General features: G+C 51.3%; 16 protein-coding genes. 6 read left to right on the forward strand and 10 right to left on the reverse strand.

The window, feature by feature from the left end; genetic code table 11:
- Positions 1 to 18 precede the first annotated feature (18 nt).
- A complete protein-coding gene (locus tag MN202_RS09315) occupies positions 19 to 522 on the forward strand; it encodes a M48 metallopeptidase family protein (RefSeq protein WP_335735834.1) in 504 nt (167 codons plus the stop codon).
- On the opposite strand, the gene MN202_RS09320 is transcribed toward MN202_RS09315, so the two are convergent.
- From MN202_RS09320 to MN202_RS09330, 3 genes are read right to left on the reverse strand one after another with little or no spacing between them, the layout of a single operon-like run.
- The gene (locus MN202_RS09320; protein WP_335735835.1) at positions 519 to 1,700 is read right to left on the reverse strand and encodes an MFS transporter; all 1,182 of its coding nucleotides are present in this window, start codon (positions 1,698 to 1,700) and stop codon (positions 519 to 521) included. The two genes, MN202_RS09315 and MN202_RS09320, sit on opposite strands and share 4 nt — an antisense overlap.
- A 50-nt stretch (positions 1,701 to 1,750) precedes the next feature.
- Entirely contained in the window at positions 1,751 to 2,527 is a 777-nt protein-coding gene (locus tag MN202_RS09325; RefSeq protein WP_335735836.1) for an amidohydrolase, read from the reverse strand.
- Positions 2,515 to 3,660, reverse strand: a complete 1,146-nt coding sequence (locus MN202_RS09330; RefSeq protein WP_335735837.1) for a methionine aminotransferase — start codon at positions 3,658 to 3,660, stop codon at positions 2,515 to 2,517. The genes MN202_RS09325 and MN202_RS09330 overlap by 13 nt, the downstream gene beginning before the upstream one ends.
- A 106-nt stretch (positions 3,661 to 3,766) precedes the next feature.
- Here MN202_RS09330 and MN202_RS09335 point away from each other — a divergent pair, with 106 nt between their 5' ends.
- The 4 genes from MN202_RS09335 to MN202_RS09350 all read left to right on the forward strand — a co-directional run bounded on the left by MN202_RS09335 (position 3,767) and on the right by MN202_RS09350 (position 6,713).
- Positions 3,767 to 4,399, forward strand: a complete 633-nt coding sequence (locus MN202_RS09335) for a methylthioribulose 1-phosphate dehydratase (protein ID WP_335735838.1) — start codon at positions 3,767 to 3,769, stop codon at positions 4,397 to 4,399.
- A 3-nt stretch (positions 4,400 to 4,402) separates the two neighbouring features.
- Positions 4,403 to 5,086 carry an acireductone synthase gene (mtnC, locus tag MN202_RS09340; RefSeq protein ID WP_335735839.1) on the forward strand — a complete coding sequence of 228 codons (684 nt, stop codon included), beginning with the start codon at positions 4,403 to 4,405 and terminating at the stop codon, positions 5,084 to 5,086.
- A complete protein-coding gene (locus tag MN202_RS09345; protein WP_335735840.1) occupies positions 5,083 to 5,625 on the forward strand; it encodes a 1,2-dihydroxy-3-keto-5-methylthiopentene dioxygenase in 543 nt (180 codons plus the stop codon). Before mtnC ends, MN202_RS09345 begins: the two co-directional genes overlap by 4 nt.
- Before the next feature lie 185 nt (positions 5,626 to 5,810).
- Positions 5,811 to 6,713, forward strand: a complete 903-nt coding sequence (locus MN202_RS09350) for a LysR family transcriptional regulator (RefSeq protein ID WP_335735841.1) — start codon at positions 5,811 to 5,813, stop codon at positions 6,711 to 6,713.
- Between the two features lie 47 nt (positions 6,714 to 6,760).
- Here the strand turns inward: MN202_RS09350 and MN202_RS09355 are convergent, their stop codons facing one another.
- A complete protein-coding gene (locus MN202_RS09355; RefSeq protein ID WP_335735842.1) occupies positions 6,761 to 9,184 on the reverse strand; it encodes an alpha/beta hydrolase family protein in 2,424 nt (807 codons plus the stop codon).
- Positions 9,185 to 9,456: 272 nt separating this feature from the next.
- Here MN202_RS09355 and MN202_RS09360 point away from each other — a divergent pair, with 272 nt between their 5' ends.
- A complete protein-coding gene (locus tag MN202_RS09360) occupies positions 9,457 to 9,981 on the forward strand; it encodes a hypothetical protein (protein ID WP_335735843.1) in 525 nt (174 codons plus the stop codon).
- 508 nt (positions 9,982 to 10,489) lie between these two features.
- On the opposite strand, the gene MN202_RS09365 is transcribed toward MN202_RS09360, so the two are convergent.
- The 6 genes from MN202_RS09365 to mtnA all read right to left on the reverse strand — a co-directional run bounded on the left by MN202_RS09365 (position 10,490) and on the right by mtnA (position 19,535).
- On the reverse strand, positions 10,490 to 13,318 hold the full coding sequence (locus MN202_RS09365) for a M16 family metallopeptidase (protein ID WP_335735844.1): 2,829 nt from the start codon (positions 13,316 to 13,318) through the stop codon (positions 10,490 to 10,492).
- A 38-nt stretch (positions 13,319 to 13,356) separates the two neighbouring features.
- Complete coding sequence (locus MN202_RS09370; RefSeq protein ID WP_335735845.1) at positions 13,357 to 15,432, reverse strand: peptidase domain-containing ABC transporter; 2,076 nt, start codon at positions 15,430 to 15,432, stop codon at positions 13,357 to 13,359.
- A 265-nt stretch (positions 15,433 to 15,697) separates the two neighbouring features.
- A complete protein-coding gene (locus MN202_RS09375) occupies positions 15,698 to 16,021 on the reverse strand; it encodes a hypothetical protein (protein ID WP_335735846.1) in 324 nt (107 codons plus the stop codon).
- A gap of 599 nt (positions 16,022 to 16,620) precedes the next feature.
- On the reverse strand, positions 16,621 to 16,779 hold the full coding sequence (locus MN202_RS09380) for a hypothetical protein (protein WP_335735847.1): 159 nt from the start codon (positions 16,777 to 16,779) through the stop codon (positions 16,621 to 16,623).
- Between the two features lie 52 nt (positions 16,780 to 16,831).
- A complete protein-coding gene (locus MN202_RS09385; RefSeq protein ID WP_335735848.1) occupies positions 16,832 to 18,082 on the reverse strand; it encodes an HlyD family secretion protein in 1,251 nt (416 codons plus the stop codon).
- Positions 18,083 to 18,509: 427 nt separating this feature from the next.
- On the reverse strand, positions 18,510 to 19,535 hold the full coding sequence (gene mtnA, locus MN202_RS09390; RefSeq protein WP_335735849.1) for an S-methyl-5-thioribose-1-phosphate isomerase: 1,026 nt from the start codon (positions 19,533 to 19,535) through the stop codon (positions 18,510 to 18,512).
- Between the last annotated feature and the right edge of the window lie 56 nt (positions 19,536 to 19,591).

Below are 19,591 nucleotides of genomic sequence, written 5' to 3' on the forward strand. Positions count from 1 at the left end.
TTCAAGTGGAATAACATTTTGCACCCTATTAATTATCTGGCCGGCTATCCACAATCAATCCAGCAACAGGCAAGCGAATTACTCAGCAGCGGTAAGCTAACGCAGTATCTGGATAGCAAATACCCGCAGCCGCATCAGATCCAAAGTGACAAAGCGCTGTATCAGTACGTCAATGAACTGAAAAACAACCACATGGGCAATAGTCCGCCACTCAGCCAGGTGCGCTACGACAGTAAGTTAAATATCATTAAACAGGCACTGGGCATGCATACCTTCGCCTCCCGGGTACAGGGCGCTAAGCTGAAAGCGCATAACAGCATCAGTGTAGCGGCGCTGTTTAAACAGGCACCGGCCGAATTTTTACGCATGATAGTGGTGCATGAACTGGCGCATTTTAAACAGAAAGAGCACAACAAAGCGTTTTACCAACTGTGCCAGCATATGGAACCTGCTTATCACCAACTGGAGCTGGACACCCGGCTTTGGTTATTATGCCGCGACCACGCCACTGCTGCTGACTAGCCGGCGTTATGCCGTTTGCGCCGCTGTAGCATGCGGCTAAACAGCCACAGCATTGCCAGCAACCAACAGCACGCCAGGGGCACCAACATAAAGGCCTGCGCTATGCCAGCGTGCTGCGCCCAGATCCCGGTGGCCAGGCCGGCAAACTGAAACCCTATTGACGTGCCGATACTGGCCAGCCCCGACAGCAGCGGGCCATTGTCGGCATCCAGGTCCATAGCCGTTGATAACATCAGCGGAAATAAACCACCAATACCCAGGCCCAGCGCCAGATTGCCCAGCACCACCGGCAGATACGCCTGGGTTGTAATCAGCAGCACAGCGCCAGACAATGCACAGCCGGCCAGCAGCAGCATTAACTGCCCCGGTTGCAGCCAGCGCAGCAAAAGCGCAAAGCCCAACCGGCTTACCACCATGCCGCCGGTAAACCAGGCCAGCAACAAACGGGCCGATTCCGCCGGGTAGCCCAGGCCATCTACGGCGTAACTGACAAACCAGTTACCCTGGCCCCACTCCGCCGCACCATAACCTATCATCACCAGCAACATGATAAAAAACAGCGGTTGGCGCAGCACCGCGACATAAGACAAACTTTGGCTGCCAGTGCTGCGCCCGGGCGTAAGTACCGGCCGCTGTTGCGCGACATACCAGCTGTACAGCCCCACCAACAATAAGCAAAAGGCGATGATCCGCACCGGCCAGCGCCAGTCATCCAGCCACCAGTACAGCATCACCACCCATAATGGCGCGGTTAAGGTACCCAGGCTAAACATAAAATCCATTAAGCCCATCATGGCAGCGCGTTTAGTGACATACAGCCGCGCTATCAGGGTATGGCCGATGGTAAACATGATTGAGTAGGTCAGGCCAACCAACAATATCAACGGCAGCAGCAATTGCCAGCTATGCACCAGCGACAACAACAGCAGTAGCAGGGTTTCACTGATCGCCAACAGTGCGAATAAGCGCAAAAAATGAAACTTCTGCACATATTTACCACCGATAATGGCACCGACAATAGTGCCGGCAGACATCAGGCTGAAAAAGACACCACTGATAGTCGGTGCCATCTGCAGGCTTTTCGCCATATCCGGCAATAACATGCCCCAGAGAATTATCAGGTTACCGAGTAAGAAAAAACCGCTGAAAATCACCGCGGTCGGCTGTAAGCGCGACATAGCCGCTCCTTGTTATACCGCTAGGCTAACCATCTGGGGCTGAGAAAAGATTAGTCCAGCTGAAACCGATCGGCATCCAGATAAGCCGGAAAGTTTTGCCGGTACTGCGCCAGCTGCGCATAGTCTAACGTAGCGCACAGCACAGCGGCTTGCTTTGGTGCCAATTCTGCGACAGCCTGACCAGTATAATCGACAACCATACTGTCACCGCTGTAATCCACACCGTTACCGTCACGGCCAACCCGGTTGCAGCCCAGCACAAAGGCCTGGTTTTCTATCGCCCGCGCCTGCAATAACGTGCTCCAGGCATGACGGCGGGCCGCCGGCCAGTTAGCAACATAGAGCGCAATATCATAGTCATTACGGTTGCGGCTAAATACCGGAAAACGCAGGTCGTAGCATACCTGCAGCAAAATACGCCAGTCACGATAAGCCACCACTACCCGCTCAACCCCGGCCTGATAGGCCTGATGCTCCCCGGCCATGCGGAACAAATGCTTTTTGTCGTAATAACTGACACTGCCATCAGGCGTAACAAAATAACAGCGGTTAACACAGCCGCTGTCGATACGGGTAGCCACCGAGCCACACAAGGCTGCGCCACACAGTGTTGCCTGCTGCTTTAACCATGCCAGCGTCTCACCTTGCGGCTCCGCTATTGCGCCACTTTGCATTGAAAAACCGCTGCTAAACATTTCCGGCAGTACAATTAAATCGGCCTTAACCTGCTGCAGCTGCACCGCCAGCTGATTACGATTAGCCGGCGCGTCCTGCCATACCAGTTCGGTTTGCAGCAAGGCTACCTTAAGCGGCTTTACAGCTGACATAACGCCTCCGCAGCCGCTTGCAAGGTACTGTGTTGCTTAGCAAAACAAAAGCGGATAATACGGCTGTGCGGTGGTGTCTGGTAAAACACCGACAGCGGTATCGCCGCCACTTTGTGTTCAATGGTCAGCCAGCGGCAAAAGGCGACGTCATCCAAAGCGCTAATCGCACTGTAATCGACCAGTTGAAAATAAGTACCCTGACAGTGCAACAGCCTAAAGCGGCTACTGGCCAGCAGTGCGGCGAAGCTATCGCGTTTTTGCTGATAAAAATCGGCCAGGCCCTGTACCTGAGCGCTCTGCTTAGCCAGCATATCGGCAATAGCATACTGCGCTGGGGTAAAGCTGGAAAAAGTAACGTACTGGTGGATTTTGCGAAACTCACTGCTAAGCTCTGCCGGCGCTACACAGTAACCCAACTTCCAACCGGTAACGTGAAAGGTTTTACCAAAAGACGACACGATAAAGCTGCGCTGCGCCAAAGCCGTAAAGTTATTGGCGCTTAGCTTAGGCGCATCGTCGAACACCATATGCTCGTACACTTCGTCACTGATACAGTACAAATTATGTTGCAGCACCAGCTGCTGCAGCGCTAACCAGTCGGCCTGGCTAAACACCATACCGGTCGGGTTATGTGGGCTGTTCACTATTATCAATTTAGTGCGCGGCGTAATGGCCGCAGCAACCTGCTGCCAGTTTACCCGGTAGTCAGGCGCATGTAGCGCTATATGCACAGCTGTGCCGCCATTTAACGCTATGGCCGGGGCATAGCTGTCGTAGGCGGGATCAAAAATAATCACCTCATCCCCCACCGACACCAGCGCGCTAATTGCCACCAGCAACGCCTCTGTAGCACCGCTGGTTACCGTAACCTCCTGCTGTGGGCAAACACTGCGGCCATAACAGCGCTGGATCAGCGCAGCAATTTGCTCACGTAGCGGCGCAATACCTGGCATAGGCGCATACTGATTCAGGCCCTGGGCACTGTAATCTGCCAGCGCAGCAACCAGCTGCGCATTGGCAGCAAAATCAGGAAAACCCTGAGATAAATTAATCGCTTGCTGTTCTGTTGCCAGTTGCGACATCTGGCTGAAGATAGTAGTACCAAGCTGCGGCAGTTTGCTTTTGAATGTCATAACGGCAAGAAAAAGTTGCTAAAACCGGCTTGAATGCTATCATTTAGCCCGTTTTATGTATAGACATCTAAACGTTCAAACGTATAGCAACCAGGTTTACATCATTATGAATAATACTGCCCAGCTGCATCAGCTTAATCCAAATGCCATCGCCTTGTGTGCGCTGGGGCGCTGGATCGCCAACCGGCATTGGGTACCGGCCACCGGCGGCAATTTTTCTATCCGCAACGGCGAGCACAGCGCGCTGGTAACCGCCTCCGGTAAAGACAAAGGCGAGCTGAGCCCGCAAGATTTACTGCCGGTAAGCTGGCAAGACGGCAGCTTAAGCTGCCCCGGCAAGCCATCAGCGGAAACCGCGCTACATGCGCAGCTGTATCAGCTGGACCCGGCCATCAAAGCCGTACTGCATACCCATTCAGTACAGGCAACGGTCTTCTCGCGGCTGGTTAGCGAACAACGTTATTTATTTCATGGCTATGAGATGCAAAAAGCCATTAGTGGCAATAGCAGCCACGACACCCCCTGCCCACTGGCGTTGTTTGACAATACGCAGGATATACCCGTATTAGCCGGTCAGGTAGCACAGCGCTGGCAACAGCAGCCGCTAAATTGGGGCTTACTGGTACGCGGCCATGGCCTTTACGTGTGGGGCCGTAGCCTGGATGAAGCAAAAAGGCATTTAGAAGGCTGGGAGTTTCTTATAAACTGCGAGCTTGAAAGGTTAAAACTAACAAGGTAAACCGTGAAGTACTCTGCCATTATCACCGACATCGAAGGCACTACCAGCCGTATCAGCTTTGTCACAGAGATATTGTTTCCTTACGCTGCAGCTCAGTTACCTGCCTTTATTCAGGCTAATGCGGATAGCCCCGCAGTGGCTGAGCAGCTGAATGCTTGTCGCAACCTGATGCAACAAGCCGACGCCAGTATTGCAGCCATCAGCGCTCAGTTGCTGCAGTGGATAGCGACAGATCAGAAAATTACGCCGCTAAAAGCCCTGCAGGGTATGGTGTGGCAGCACGGCTATCAGAGTGGCGCTTTTAAAGGCCATGTCTATGCCGACGTGCATGCCGCACTTAGCCGCTGGCAGCAGCTGGGCGTTAAGCTGTATGTTTATAGTTCCGGCTCTGTGCAGGCACAGCAGTTGCTGTTTCAATACAGTGACTTTGGCGATATGACACCGCTGTTTAGCGGTTACTTTGATACCCGCATTGGCGCCAAGCGCGATCTGTCCTCTTATGCTGCTATTTTGCAGCAGTTACAGCTGCCACCAAAACAGGTGCTGTTTTTATCAGATGTGGTGGCTGAACTGGATGCCGCTACGCAACTGGGCATTGCCACTATGCAACTGATCCGCGACGGCCAGGCGGCAGGTAAGCACGCCATTGCACACAACTTTACGCAAGTCATGGAGCAAACTGTATGAGCCAGCTAACGGTATTTGTCAGTGATAACCCGGCGCAGCCGCTGCTACACACCAGTGACAGCAGCGAAATTCAGCGCCAGCTGAATAATGCCGGTGTACGCTTTGAGCAATGGCAGGCAAGCGCAACCATTAATGCCGATAGTAGCGCCGAACAAATACAAGCCGCCTATGCCGCTGACATCGCCAAGCTGCAAGCTGAAGGCGGCTATGTTACCGTGGACGTAATTTCATTAAGCAGCCATCACCCGGATAAAGCAGCACTGCGGCAGAAATTTCTGGCCGAGCACACCCACAGCGAAGATGAAGTACGGTTTTTTGTCCGTGGCCAGGGCTTATTTTGCCTGCATATTAACGGCAAGGTGTATCAGGTGCTGTGTCAGCAAAATGATTTAATCAGCGTACCGGCCGGCACCACACACTGGTTTGATATGGGCCGCGAGCCGGAGTTTACCGCTATACGCTTATTTAATAACCCACAAGGCTGGGTGGCAAACTTTACCGGCAGCGATATCGCCGGGCGTTTTCCGCTTTTGCCCTGATTTAACCGCCAGGTTGCACCATTAGCGTGCAGCCTTAGCCGCTAACAGCGGCCGGCTGCAGCTTAAAGTAAATAATTATCAATAAATTAGTAGCAGCGCTTGCGCTGGTACTGCAATTGCTTATCCTTGTCATATTCTGCTGTCATACTAAGACAGCATGCGTTTAGCACCAGAGCTGATTAACTATGTTACCACTACATACACCAATGCGCGGCTTGCGTTGTTTTTGTGTCGCCGCTGAGTGTTTAAGTTTTAAAGAAACCGCAAGACAGCTGTATTTAACGCCGTCGGCGGTTAGCCACCAGATCAAGCAACTGGAAGAAAACCTTAATTTAGCCCTGTTTGAACGTAAAACCCGGGCCGTGGTGTTAACTGAAGCCGGTAAGCGCTTTTATCAGGCCATAGCGCCGTTGATGGAACAACTGGCAGCCACTATTGCAGATTTCAGCCAGACCGAGCGCATGCTGGCAGTCAGTATTTCAATGCCAGAATTCTTTGCCAGCGAGCTGTTTGTACCGCGGCTGATTGGCTGGTCTGAGCAATACCCTAACATTAACCTGACGCTGGAAACGGTAAAATCGCGCCGTGACAGCCCCAAATATACTGACTTGTCGATAGTGTTGTCCGGTAAAAGGCCAGAGCAAAAGCAGGTATATGATCTGTTTCCTATCAGCTATGTACCGGCCTGTAATACCCAGCAATACCAAAAATGGCACAGCAAGGGCTACCGTATTCTGGAAAAAGTGCCGCTGATCCTGCACCAGGCCAGGCCGCACGCCTGGCATCAATGGGCCGAGCACGTCGGCTATCATGATTTCGCCCCCAAACAGATTATCCAGCTCGACAGCATGTTTAGCGTAGCGCGCGCAGCCCAGCAAGGGTTAGGTGTGGCGTTAATACCGCTGCCGATCAGTGCCGGCTGGTTTAGCAACGGCAGCCTGCAACGTTTGTTTGAACAGGAGTTACTCAGCCGGGACCGTTATTACCTGGTGCGGCACGATGACGATCCAAACCGGCATGAAATACAACTGCTAATAGACTGGGTACTGCAAAGCTTTCATCTGAACACAGCAGAACAACTGTCCTGAGCAACACCCGGCCGGCTTGGGTCAGTCAGCCGGGTGCCGTTTTAACGCTAGTTTGCAGCCGGGCTGGCTTCTGCGTGCTTAACAAACTCGTCCAGCCAGCTCACCGTCTCCCACAGCATATGCAGTACCGACTCGCGCGCACGGTAGCCATGCGACTCCAGCGGCAGCATTACCAGCCGGGTAGTACCACCCAAACCTTTCACCGCCTGATACAAACGCTCACTTTGCAGCGGAAAGGTACCGGCGTTATTGTCATCCGTACCATGAATTAACAACAGCGGCGTGGTAATTTTATCGGCATGGAAAAACGGCGACATCCGGGTATACAGGGCTGTGTCATCCCACAAGGTGCGCTGCTCACGCTGAAAACCAAACGGCGTTAAGCTGCGGTTGTAAGCGCCGCTTCTGGCAATACCGGCTTTAAATAACTTGGTATGTGCCAGCAGGTTGGCCGTCATGAAAGCACCGTAAGAATGGCCGCCTACCGCCACCCGGTTGGCATCGGTCACGCCGCGCGTCACACCGGCAGCAATTGCGGCTTCGGCGTTCATGACCAACTGCTGGATAAAGCTGTCATTCGGCTCATTGTCACCCTCACCGACTATGGGCATAGTAGCGTTGTCCAGCACCGCATAGCCCTGGGTCGCCAAAAACTGCGGCGTCCAGTAACGGATAAAATTAAAGCGGTAGGGAGAATCACTCACCTGGCCGGCCGCTGCGGCACTTCTGAATTCACGTGGATAAGCCCAAATCATCGTAGGCAGCGGGCCATCGCGTTCAGCTTGATAACCGGCAGGCAGCAACAGCGTAGCCGACATCGGCACACCGTCAGCACGCTGATAGGTAATCAGCTCGCGGCTGATACCTTTAGTTTGCGGTAACGGGTGTGCTGTCTGTGTTAAAGCGGTTAACTTGCCGCTTTGCAGGTTACGCAGGTAGAAGTCTGGCGGCGTGTCGGCCGCTTCACGCTGGGTAAGCAACTGGCCATCCGGCAGCAAGGTGTAGGCGTATTCATAGAACGGTGCTTCCGAGCGCCATAAACGCTGGGCTTCGCCGCTGGCTAAGTTCATTTTATCGATAAAAGGCCGGTTGCCCTCTTTTGACGCGCCAACGGCGGTAAGGTAAATGCTGCCCTGCTCTAACCGCAACAGACGCTGGCCATTTTTTGCCATAGTGGTCAGCGGCGAGCCGGGGTCATTGTAGCGATCTTCCGACGAGCGCTGCCACAGCAGCCGTGCTTGCGTAGCAGGTGCTAAATGCCAGACTTTCTCTACCCTGTCCTGCCACCAGCGCTCCCATACCAGCAAAGTACCGTCGGCAGCGGCCAGCAAACGCGAGAATCGAAAGTTAAAGTCGAGCAGTTTTTCCGGTGCAGCGTTAAAAGGCGCAGCCAGTTGGTACAAGCTGTCACGTACATCAGTCTGTTGTGCCGGATCGCCACCATCGGCGGCTTCAGCCCAGTACAGGGTTGCCGGCACATCTGGCCGCCAGCTAATACTGCGCCGGCCGGTTGGTACAGCGTCAAAGGCGACTGGCAGGTTATCGGCTACCGGTTGCTGCGCTACCTGATATTGCAATGTGCCTTTGTTGTCCCACACCTCGGTGCTGTAGGCAAAGCGTGACACCGGTACGGCGTAAGAAAATGGCGGCTCGATGCGGTCAACCAGCAACAGCCGGTTATCCGGCGACAGCTCAACGCCGCGCAGCAACTGCGGCTTACCAATTAAACTGGTTTTGCCTTTTAAATTAATTTGCACCAGCTGGCTGGTAAAGTAATAACTAAACAGGGCTTCGTCATCTTTGTTTTTTAACAAGTCCTGATATGTACGGGCCGGTGCAGTACGGCCGCGCGCCTCGGTTACTACCGGCCCGGTTGGCACTTTGGCAGCTACAGGTTCAGCGCCACGTTTTGCCGGTACAGTAAGTGCGTACACACTTTTACTATCGGCACTCCATTGTAAGGCGGCGCCCCAGATTGCATTTAGCTTAACGTTTGACCAGCGGCTGGCTTTTGCCTTAGCAATATCAATGCGCCATAAACTGGCCTGCTGCTCATCCAGCTGGATAAACGCCAGGTAGCGGCTATCCGGCGACCAGGTTAGGTTAACGGCTTTTAATGTCTTGGGTAAACCGCTGATTGGCTGTGCCTGCGCTGTTGCCAGCTGGATCAGGGTTAAATCAGAGATATAACGCGGTAACGCCGGGCTGCTGTTAGCCGGGTTAAAGCGCACACCGGCCAGACGGTATTCTGGCTCGGCTAAGTCGGCCAGAGGCGGCAACGCCGGATAAGCCAGACTTAACATCGTCTTGCCATCCGGGCTTAAGCTGGCCCCGGGAGTCGGTGCGGCATCTACGATATCGACAATTTCCTGCGCTGGTTGCTGATAGCTGATATCAACGGCGGTACTCTGCACATCGCCGGCCTGGCACAGCGCAAAGCCCAGCAACACCAATATGACAAGTTTTTTCATCAGTTTAATTCCTTGTTAAACAACCCCTGTTTTTAGCACAACCTGGCAGCGGTTGTAACCTGTCAGTACGACCATTACACGAAAAACCACGCTTACAAGTCGTTCTATCCGCTGAATAATATTGCAGCGCTAACCACTCTGGCCCCGACGAGTGAATTTTTCTCACTTATCAGGTGTTTTTTTATCGTTTGTCAGTTTTAGTGCTTTTGCTCAGAATTACTCCTGCAAACACTAGCGCGTTTGCCTTAACCGGAAAATTGGAGCGACACATTATGAAAGCGAGATCATTAAAATTAGGCAGTACTTTAGCGTTGATGCTGATGGCCTCAGGTTCATTTCTCGCCTCGGCCAGTACCAACGGCTATAAAATGGTATTAATTGAAGATACACCAGGTGCGGCAGCCTTACAGGCCGGCCAGTTTGACCAGGGTATCAGCGAAACCTTAAACAGCAGTGTTGAAGTAGATAACTTCTCACGCCAGATGAGCCTGTGCGTTGGCTTTACTAAAAGCGGCCAGCTGCAGCAAGCAGCAACAGCCTGTGATAATGCGGTAACAGCAGCGCAGCAGTTTCACCATGTCAGCAGTGGCGAAAAGCGCGAAATGCGTGCTTACGCCCTGACCAACCGCGGCGTGCTGCAGTTGTTACAAAACAACAACCTGGCAGCTTTGGCTGACTTTAAACGCGCAGCCGAATTAAGCCGCAGCGACGTTAGCCTGCACAACCTGCAGCGGTTAGAAGTTGCACTGAACAAAGCCAGCAACGGCCTTGACGTTGCCATGGTCTCAGCAGAGTAACATCTGCTGAGTAATATCTGCCAGTGAACACTGGCAACCCAATTCTGCTGCTGTCAGCAGAACACAGTGCAGAGTAAGCGCCTGCACTGTCAGCAGCTAACAGAGTAAGCGCCTGTTAACTGCCAAGCTTAACTTAACACCTCCCCGTGTGTGTATGCAGCGTTATTCCCCCGAATAACGCTGTTTTTTTATTTAGCCTCAGATAAAGCTAAATAAATAAAATAGGTTATCAGACAAGCAGCCGAGCCCAACAGGGCCGGCGCGAAGGACGCGAGCGTATTCTTTACTTCATTTTCATAACGTGGCCACGCTTCTAATAATTTAAGACCAAATAACCGCTTGCACATCCATGTCAAAGCTACGTTAAGCACAATTAAAAGACTAAACCAGGCAAATGTAGCCATAGCACTCCTATTAAGCACTCATAATTGAAAAAACAACTGCCATATCGCTTCGGCAGTTATTAGCGCTATCAATAATCTGATTTGCTGAGCAAAAGTCATCGGAATTAAGGCAGCCAGACTAATTCAACTATATGGCCTTGCTCAGTAATCTGCCTGAGTAACTGCGCTAAGCTGTCTGGCGCTGCCGGCTCACCCAGCGGCGCTATACTCTGCCAGGGCGTCTGGTTTTCAATCAAACTGTAGCCGATGCGGTTCAATAACCAGCGCGGCTTTTGCCTGTCTTGCATTCTTTCATCGGCCAGGCTCTGCTGCCAAACATTAACTTGTTGCACCATTGGCGCTTGCTGCGCAGCCTTAGCTAGTGCACTTTTTACTGCATTAATGGCCGCATCGACATTATTTGGATCTGTCTGCAAACTAATATCCAGACTAAACAAGGCATTTACCGGCCTGCTGCCGCTAATTTCAGCCTTGATGCTATATGCCAGACCGCTATTAGTGCGGATTTGATCAAACAAGTGCTCATTCAACCACTGCGTCAACAAAGTTGCGGGGGTATCCCGCCAGGCCTGTGGCAACTTAGCTTTGTCCAGATAATAGCTCAGCTCGATACTGGCGTGCTTTTGCCCGCTGCCTGCAAGGCGTATTTGTTTTTCTGCCTCAGACTGCGGCGTTAACCGCCCCTCTCCCTGTGGTTTGGCCATAGGTAGACTGGCAAAATAGCGATCAACCAAGGCCAATGCTTGCTCGGCACTAAGATCGCCAACTAATGCCAGCTGATATTGCTGGTTACCCTGCACCCACTGTTGATAAAACGCCTGCGCCTGTGCCAGTGTTGCTGCTTCTACTTCAGCCGCGCTAAGCTGCCGGTAACGGATGTCATCTTGCCAATAGCTGTTATCGCGAGCTTGATACCAGGCCAGGTGCGGATGGTCTTTCATCTGCTGCCACAATTGCAAGGCTTGTGCCTTGCTAAATTGCCACAGCTCGGCGTCCAGCTGATGACCTTGCACGCGATGATGTAAATCCATTAAGCCCTGCTCAATACTGCCAAGCGGTGCCGCCAGATAAAAACTACGGTCGGCAAAATCGACATAAAAGCCCTGATCGATATCCAGTTTGTCACGCCATTGCTTCAGCTCTACGCTATTAAGGCCGGCCTGGCCACCGTCACGAATAATATTACTGGCCAGGCGCGCAGCCACTACCTGCTCATCAGACAGCTGGTTGGTGCCATTTTTAGCACTTAGATCAATAAAAACACGTCCTGGCTCACTAGCGCTGTAACGGTAATATGCTGTGATACCGTTCGCCAATTGCCACTCAATAAAACCATCGGGCCGTTTATGCTCAGCCTTTATACCTAACGACGCTGGCAAGACTGGCCACTGCGGCTGCTTGTCTGCTGCCAAAGCCGCAAATGGCAGTTGCTGCGCTGCCTGGCGATATTCAGCCAATTGTTCTGCGGTGGGTGCTTCGGCACCATGTGGATACAGCGCCACAGTAATATTGCGTCCAGACGTTATTTTGGCCAACGTCGCTATGCCCAGTTGCGGCCTAAGTGTTTGCAGCAATGCCAACCGGCGCTGCTGATGGCTGCTCTGGTTTAATATTGGCGCTTTGTACAGCCAAAACTCCTTGGCGGCATTGGCTAGCCGACCCGGGCTATCCTGCGCTTGTTCTAGCCTTGCCTGCCATTCACTCACTTGTGTTTGCCACTCTTGTTCGCTAATCCCCAGCGCAAGTAAACGCTGTAACTCATGCTCTAAATAGGCATAAGCCAGGGCAAAATCAGCTTCTGTCAGCGCCACTGTCATCGTAAGTGTGCGTACATTGGCACTCACCCGGTTGCGTGCTATTTCAAAGCCGCCTACTACGCCATTACTGCTAAGCTGTTTACTATTCAAGCGATTACGTAGCACACCAAGTGCCAACTCTAAGGCTAAGCCCTGCTGCTCTGACGCCTCGCTGTAGGCAGGTATCGGATAAAACCACATCAGGTTTAATGCCGAGATAGGCATGTAAGCATCAGTCAATGCCGTCACTTCCGCTATCGCAGCAGGGTTAATATCGTATACTTGCGGCTGTAAACGCTCAGATACCAGGTTGGTTTTAACAAAGTACTGCTCTATCAGCGCCAGTGTTTGTGCAACGTCAACATCACCGCTAACCACCACAGCCATATTTTCCGGGTGATACCATTGCTGGTAGAACTGCTGCAATTGCGCTACGGTGGTCGCTTCAACGCTGGCTTTATCTACCGACACCGGTAAACGCTTTAAATGCCTGGAACCACTAAATAAGGTTTTTTGCAGCCGCGGCTGTATCCGGTCTTGCTCAAGTTGCTGGCGGCGCAACTCTTCAATAATTACCGGTATTTCTTGCTGCAGTGCAGCAGGCGAAAACTCAATGTCGTAGGCCCACTGCGCCAGGACCTCCAGCGCCGCATCGAGCTGGCCGCGGCCAAGGTCATTTAAATCCAGCCAATAGGCGGTGTGATCAAAGGTGACATAGGCATTACTGTGCCGTCCAAGCTGAATACCCAATTCGCGCATGCGGCTTTGCAGTTGCTGCTCCGGGTAGGCTGCAGTGCCCCGAAACGCCATATGCTCAACAAAATGCGCTACACCAATTTGCTCATCCGTTTCTTGCAAGGTACCAGCCTTTATCAGCAGTTTAACCCTGGCTTTATTATTATGCTGGCTGTTTGCCTCTGGCAGAATAATAATCTCCGGCCGCTGCGGTGTGGCGGCAAAACGTATTACCTTTGCCGGGTCATAAAGCGCAGGCTCATATACTGCGGGCGGCGTGCGCACACTGCAGGCGACAAGCAGCAAGCTACTTAAAATCAGCGCTATTGCTGCGCCCGCTGTTTTACCGGGGGTAAGTAAAACGGCTACCCAGCGCCTGTGCATAAAATACTTACTTAACATAGTGTGGAAATTCCTGGTAATAATTTAATGCTACTTTGCTAAGCACTTTTAGCTTTATATGCAGCGGTAATATCAACCAACTGGCCATGCTGTAACTGCATAATCCGGCTGGCGCTTAAAATGGTTTCTGGCCGGTGGGCAATAATAATCCGGGTCATATTCAGTTGCTTTATTGCCTGGTTTACATAGTGCTCTAGCTGCACATCTAAATGGCTGGTGGCTTCGTCCATAAACAGAATTTTCGGCTTGCGATACAGTGCCCGCGCTAGTAACAGCCGCTGCTTTTGCCCACCGGATAACGAGCTGCCCATATCGCCGACCAGGGCGTTGTAGCCCATCTGCATCGCCGCAATATCCTGATGAATACCGGCTAGTTGTGCACTGGCTATAACTTGCTGCATAACCATCTGGCTGTCGAAAAAGCTGATATTCTCTGCCAATGTACCCGACATCAGCTGGTCGTCCTGCATTACGGCCGCTATCTGGCTGCGGTAATGCCGCAGCCCTAAATGGCGGATATCCACACCGTCTACTTCTACCTTGCCGCTTTCCGCTGGCAATAAGCCCAGCATAATTTTCATTAAGCTGGTTTTACCGGTGCCGGATGGGCCAATAATGGCGACGTTTTCGCCGGCGCTTACTTCAAGGTTTAAATCGCTGAACAGTAAAGGGTCATTGCTGGCATAACGAAAACTGATATTGCTTAAGCTGAGTTGGCCGCTAAGCTCACGGCCGTCGCTGGCACTGCCTTCATCTTCTTTTTCGGTTAGGGCAATATCGGCCAGCCGGTCTAAATGCAATTTGGTCATTTTAACTTTCACCACCAAGCCAATAAGGGCTGACATCCGGCCGGTAAACTGGCTTTTATAGGCCATAAACGCAAACAACATACCTACTGTCATGCTACCGTCCATTACCGCATGTGCTGCCAGGTAAATGATCACTATGCCTTCAATACCAAATAGCAACTGGTTGGCCGTGCTGGCACTAATGCCCCACTTCGCCAGCCGGTAGCCGGTGTTAATTGCTTCGGTGTGGCGGTTTTGCCAAATGTTTAAGCGCTGGCTTTGCTGACCAAACAGCTTAATGCTTTGCATGCCGCGAATGGTTTCCATAAATACCGAGTCTTCTTTAGCGCCGGCAACAATGCTCTCTTCGGTTAACTGGCGCATTGGCCAGTAAAATGCCCAGCGGATCAGTGCATATAAGGCTACCACCAACACCACCACTAAACTTAACTGCGGGCTGTACAGGTACATCATGGCAAATACAATAACCACCATAATGCCATCTAAAATACCTTCAACCAGGCTGTTGGTTAGTAGCGATTGCACCGCCGACAAAGAGCCAAAACGCGAGGTAATATCGCCCATATGGCGTTTTTCAAAGAACGTCAGTGGTAAATGCAGCAAATGGCGAAACAGGTTGGTGACCATTTGCATGCTCATCATGGTGCCCAGATGCAAAGAGATCCAGCTACGCAGTACGCTAACCACAACCTGAATTAGCATTAATAAGCCAAAGCCCAGTGCTAGCGCAGAAAGTAGCGGTTTATCCTGGCTTACCAGCACCTCATCGACCACCAATTGGGTGTAGTAAGGCGAGGCTAGGGCAAAAACCTGCAGGATTAACGACAGCACAAACAGCTTTACTAAGGCAGGCACCACGCCGCGCATATTCGACCAAAATGCACTTAGCCCAAGCTGAACCCGTTCATCAATTTTTTTAAAGTCGCTGCCGGGGGTGAGTTCTAGCGCGACACCGGTAAAGGCTTTATCTACCTCGGCAAAGCTTAAGCGGCGCTCGCCCATGGCCGGGTCAAGAATAGTAATGCCGCTGCGGTGTACTTTTTTCAGTACCACAAAGTGGTTCATTTCCCAGTGCAGTATGCAAGGCGTGCGCAGGTTTTTTAGCTCGTTAAGTTCCAGCTTTAACGCCCGTGCGGTCATATTTAACTGGCTGGCCAGCAGCATAAGCTGCTGCATATTGGCGCCTTTTAGCGAGACACTATAACGGTTGCGTAAGGAGGTTAAGTCCAGCTTATGGCCATAGTGGTTGGCTACCATAGCCATACACGCCAGGCCGCATTCGGCAGTTTCGGATTGGAATATCATCAGTACTTCTAATTTCGAAGAAAATTATATGTTGTAGGCTTTTCTTAACAACGAAAAAATGAAATAGGCTATACCCGCAACTACCACGTACTTTACTGATTTCGCCCCTTTCCTTGAACTCTTTGAGATAAAAAATAAAACCAAAGAAAAAGTAAATGCACCTATTAACAAAAAACAAATCTCTCGAGACAAGTAATCCACTAAATTTTCTCCTTATATTGAAATACTCAGAGAAGTGACCGCGATCACTTCTCTGACAAAATACTTATAGCAATGGGTCTGGTTGATGTGGACCGCCGATGTATCCTTCAGGTGCAACAGGACATTTTGCCGCGTCATCAATACAGGCCAAAACATTATCAGCACATGGAGTTATGAAAGATAATCCAGCGCCAACTCCTGCGGCAGCTCCATATCCTGAAATTTTCACTGCCACCCCAATTCCATTCCCTAACAAGCCGCCAAGTGCTCCATCTACAACTTTGCACATCATCTCAGCTATAGCCCTATCAGCTTCAGCTCTTCTTCTATCTTCAATGATACCGCCACCACTTACTACTTCCACTTGCTCAAATGTTAACTCTTGCATACTATCTCTCCTTGAGACGCTTTTAAGTTTAAAGGTTTGCTCGATACGAGCGTTATAACCGCCCTTTCAGGCTTAAAGCCGGCTCGAACAACCAGGCTAGCAGGCTGCGTTGTTCCAGCACGATATCTGCGCTTAACAACATGCCCGATTGCAGCGGAACTGTTGTGCCATAAGCGCGGTTTTAGCAATTTAAAGCCGAACGAGTTATTTCTATCTGGCTCAAACCAAATACCAATGTTTTTTGACGTCTCTTTCATCCACTCTAACTTCTAAAGCAAGTACACTTGCATCTGACAAAGATCCATCACTGGCCGATATTATTTGCTGCTATGGCACGTAAATCCTGTTGTTGTCACTTCACGTACATTACCTTTCCCACACTGCTCCAAGGCTAATCGAGCATGGTGTCTTACTAACTCCGAGTTATTTTTTGGTTGAGGCTCAGAGTAATTTCCTCGAGTAAGCTGTTGCTGTGTGCTACAACCAACCACAAGCGACAACGGAAGTAAGAACAAAAGCGCTCTCTTCATAGTTTGACTCCTATAATCAAGGTGATGAAAACCCTCATCACCTTGTTTTTCTACTCGTTTAAATAAAAATTAATCCTTACAGACAAACCCATCCTTAGTTACGGATTTCACGTTCCCTGCGCCGCATGTATCCCCTGCGGTTTTTGCATTCTCTCTTACTGCATCACTTGTACTTTGACCTTCACCACCGCTTACCACTTCAACTTGCTCAAATGTTAACTCTTGCATACTATCTCTCCTTGAGACGCTTTTAAGTTTACAGGTTTGCTCGGTACGAGCGTTATAACCGCCCTTTCAGGCTTAAAACCGGCTCGAACAACCAGGCTAACAGGCTGCGTTGTTCCAGCACGATATCTGCGCTTAACAACATGCCCGATTGCAGCGGAACTGTTGTGCCATAAGCGCGGATGTGTTGTGAAGCCAGTGCTACCTCTACCCGGTATACTGGCTCCTGTACGGCGACAGGCATGGCTACCTCATTGGGTAGTACTATTGCCTGCGCCGTTTTTATTACTTCGCCTTCATACAAGCCAAAGCGCTGGTACGGAAAGGCATCAAAGCGTAAGCGGGTGTGCTGGCCCGGTTTAACAAAACCGTAGGCCCGGGTTGGCACCAGCAATACGGCTTGCAACTGAGCGTTGTCGGGCATAATGGTTAACAATTGCAAGCCGGGTTGCACCATATTGCCCACTTCAGCCACCACATTGGTTACCCGACCGCTAATCGGCGCGGTAATCAGTAATTCACCACGGGCATTCAGTTCGGTTTGCTGCTGCTTAAGCCGCGAAATATCGCTATCCAGTAGCGCTAATTGTTGCTGTTGTTCGCTCGGCAAGCGCTGTAGCAAGCCTTCTAACTGGGCTATTTGCGCTTTTTGGCTTTGCTCGCTGGCGTTTAATTCTGCCAACTGCTGCTGAATATTTAATACCAGCTCTTGCTGTTGCTGCAGTTCGTTAGTTGAAATGGCGCCTTGCTGGCTTAGGCCTTTAAAATTAGCAAAGCGCTGCTGATTAAGTTGCAAACGCTGTTGCAATAAGTGCTGCTGGGCATTTATGTCGTTAAGCAAGTTTTGGCTTAAGCTAAGCCGGGCATGGTATTCAGCTGCTTGCTGCTCAAACTGGCTTTGTGTTTGTTGCTTACGCAGGTTTATCAGTTCGGTTTGTTGCACCAGGCCCTGAAACAAGGTGCCGGTAAGGCTGTTACCTGCCGCCAGGTGTTCGGGGATCACCAGTAACGCCAGTTTATCGCCAGCCTGCACCTGCTGGCCGTCATCAACATATAACTGCTGCAGCACACCGGCGCGGGATGACACCACCTTAGCCAGGCCGATGTCCGGCTTTAAATAGCCGCTTACCGTTTCTTTGCGGTTAAAGGAGGTAACACTTAAAAACAGTGCTATAGCCAACACTACGCCAAGCAATACCATGGTAAGCAGGCTGCTGCTTAACGGCTGGGCAATAATGACCTCACCGTCTAAACGCGCACTTTGTTGCTTAACCGCATTAGCGCGGAATAACTGCTGTTCAACCACCCAAACCTCAACTCACCAATTCGTTTACAATACGGCTAAATTTGTAACGGCGAGCAACATAGATGAACTGAAACTTAACAGCAATAAGTTGTTATATTCTATTTAATTATAAGTGTATTGCTTTTTACAACATGCACTGGGTGGGTAATTAATTCAATAACTTAGCATTTGGTCTAAACAGGTACATTGGCATTCTATCAAAATCAACCGGCTAATATTTAACCATCTGGTTAGACCATCACCTGAGAAGGCAGCTGGAACCTCGAATTGGTCGTCACAGAGTGTCTGAGGGAACGCGCCAGCGTGAGCGACAAATTCATCGGGAATGAATTTGAACAGCTTTAGCTGGCTTGCGTAGGACTGGACGCCCGGAGTACTTGCTGTGACGAGCCAAGGCGAGTGTTGCAGCTGTAGGTAAAGCCATACTTTAGACGAATTGTTGCAGCGCGCCTTTGGCTATATCCGCTTGCGAGTACACACCGCTGTCCAGTACCCAGCCGGTGACTAGTGAGGCCGGGGTTACGTCAAAGGCCGGGTTAAATACCGGCGCTTGCTCTGGTGCCCAAATGGCAGTGCCAAAGCCGCCGCTGACACCGCGTACTTCATCGCTGTGGCGCTGCTCTATCGGGATGGCGCTGCCGTCAGCGCAAGCTAAGTCGACTGTAGTGTGCGGCGCTACCACATAAAACGGCACTTTATGATATTGCGCCAGTACCGCCAGCGAGTAAGTGCCGACTTTATTGGCAAAGTCGCCGTTGGCGGCGATGCGATCCGAGCCGACAAAGATACGGTCGACCTGACCGCGCGCCATTAACATCGCCGCCATATTGTCGCAGATAAGCTGATACGGAATGCCCAGTTGCTGACATTCCCAGGCCGTTAAGCGCCCGCCTTGTAGCAGCGGCCGGGTTTCATCTACCCAAAGGCGGATGTTTTTGCCCTGCTGATGCGCCAGGTTAATCACCCCCAGCGCAGTGCCGACACCGGCGGTAGCTAAACCACCAGTATTACAATGGGTTAGCAACTGCTCACCGTCCTGCACTAAGGCCGCGCCAAATTCGGCCATGCGCTGACACAGCGCCACATCTTCGGCAAACAATTGCTCGGCACAGGCCACCGCAGCCGCATTAAAATCGGTCTGTTGCAGCGCCGCTATCATGGTATCGAGGTTATTCATCAGGTTTACGGCAGTCGGCCGGGCGGCGCGCAGTACTTCGGCATCCTGCAGTAACTGCTCGCGGCTATCACCTTTAGTTGCGCGATAGGCCAGCAACAAACAGGCACCGATACCAATGGCAGGCGCACCACGTAGCTGCAATGCTTTAATCATGCTGACCATTTGCGCTACCGTCTGGCAGCTTAGCCAGTGCTGTTGCTGTGGCAGCAAGGTTTGGTCCAGCACATACAGCTCGCCTTGTTCGGTTTTCAGGCTCAGTGCAGTTAAGTTTTTCATAGCTTATTCCTGTTTGGCGTTGCAGACGTCTATCAGGTTTGCGATTATGCAGCCCT

The sequence above is a fragment of the Rheinheimera muenzenbergensis genome (assembly GCF_036984005.1).
Lineage (GTDB): Bacteria > Pseudomonadota > Gammaproteobacteria > Enterobacterales > Alteromonadaceae > Alishewanella > Alishewanella muenzenbergensis.

Bases quoted from the DNA above. Each gene is read 5' to 3' on its own strand.
- MN202_RS09330 (WP_335735837.1), bottom strand. From the start codon at position 3,660: ATGACATTCAAAAGCAAACTGCCGCAGCTTGGTACTACTATCTTCAGC.
- MN202_RS09355 (WP_335735842.1), bottom strand. From the start codon at position 9,184: ATGAAAAAACTTGTCATATTGGTGTTGCTGGGCTTTGCGCTGTGCCAG.
- mtnA (WP_335735849.1), bottom strand. From the start codon at position 19,535: ATGAAAAACTTAACTGCACTGAGCCTGAAAACCGAACAAGGCGAGCTG.
- MN202_RS09370 (WP_335735845.1), bottom strand. From the start codon at position 15,432: ATGATATTCCAATCCGAAACTGCCGAATGCGGCCTGGCGTGTATGGCT.
- MN202_RS09360 (WP_335735843.1), top strand. From the start codon at position 9,457: ATGAAAGCGAGATCATTAAAATTAGGCAGTACTTTAGCGTTGATGCTG.
- MN202_RS09350 (WP_335735841.1), top strand. From the start codon at position 5,811: ATGTTACCACTACATACACCAATGCGCGGCTTGCGTTGTTTTTGTGTC.
- MN202_RS09380 (WP_335735847.1), bottom strand. From the start codon at position 16,779: ATGCAAGAGTTAACATTTGAGCAAGTTGAAGTGGTAAGCGGTGGTGAA.
- MN202_RS09320 (WP_335735835.1), bottom strand. From the start codon at position 1,700: ATGTCGCGCTTACAGCCGACCGCGGTGATTTTCAGCGGTTTTTTCTTA.
- MN202_RS09375 (WP_335735846.1), bottom strand. From the start codon at position 16,021: ATGCAAGAGTTAACATTTGAGCAAGTGGAAGTAGTAAGTGGTGGCGGT.
- MN202_RS09345 (WP_335735840.1), top strand. From the start codon at position 5,083: ATGAGCCAGCTAACGGTATTTGTCAGTGATAACCCGGCGCAGCCGCTG.
- MN202_RS09325 (WP_335735836.1), bottom strand. From the start codon at position 2,527: ATGTCAGCTGTAAAGCCGCTTAAGGTAGCCTTGCTGCAAACCGAACTG.
- MN202_RS09365 (WP_335735844.1), bottom strand. From the start codon at position 13,318: ATGTTAAGTAAGTATTTTATGCACAGGCGCTGGGTAGCCGTTTTACTT.
- MN202_RS09335 (WP_335735838.1), top strand. From the start codon at position 3,767: ATGAATAATACTGCCCAGCTGCATCAGCTTAATCCAAATGCCATCGCC.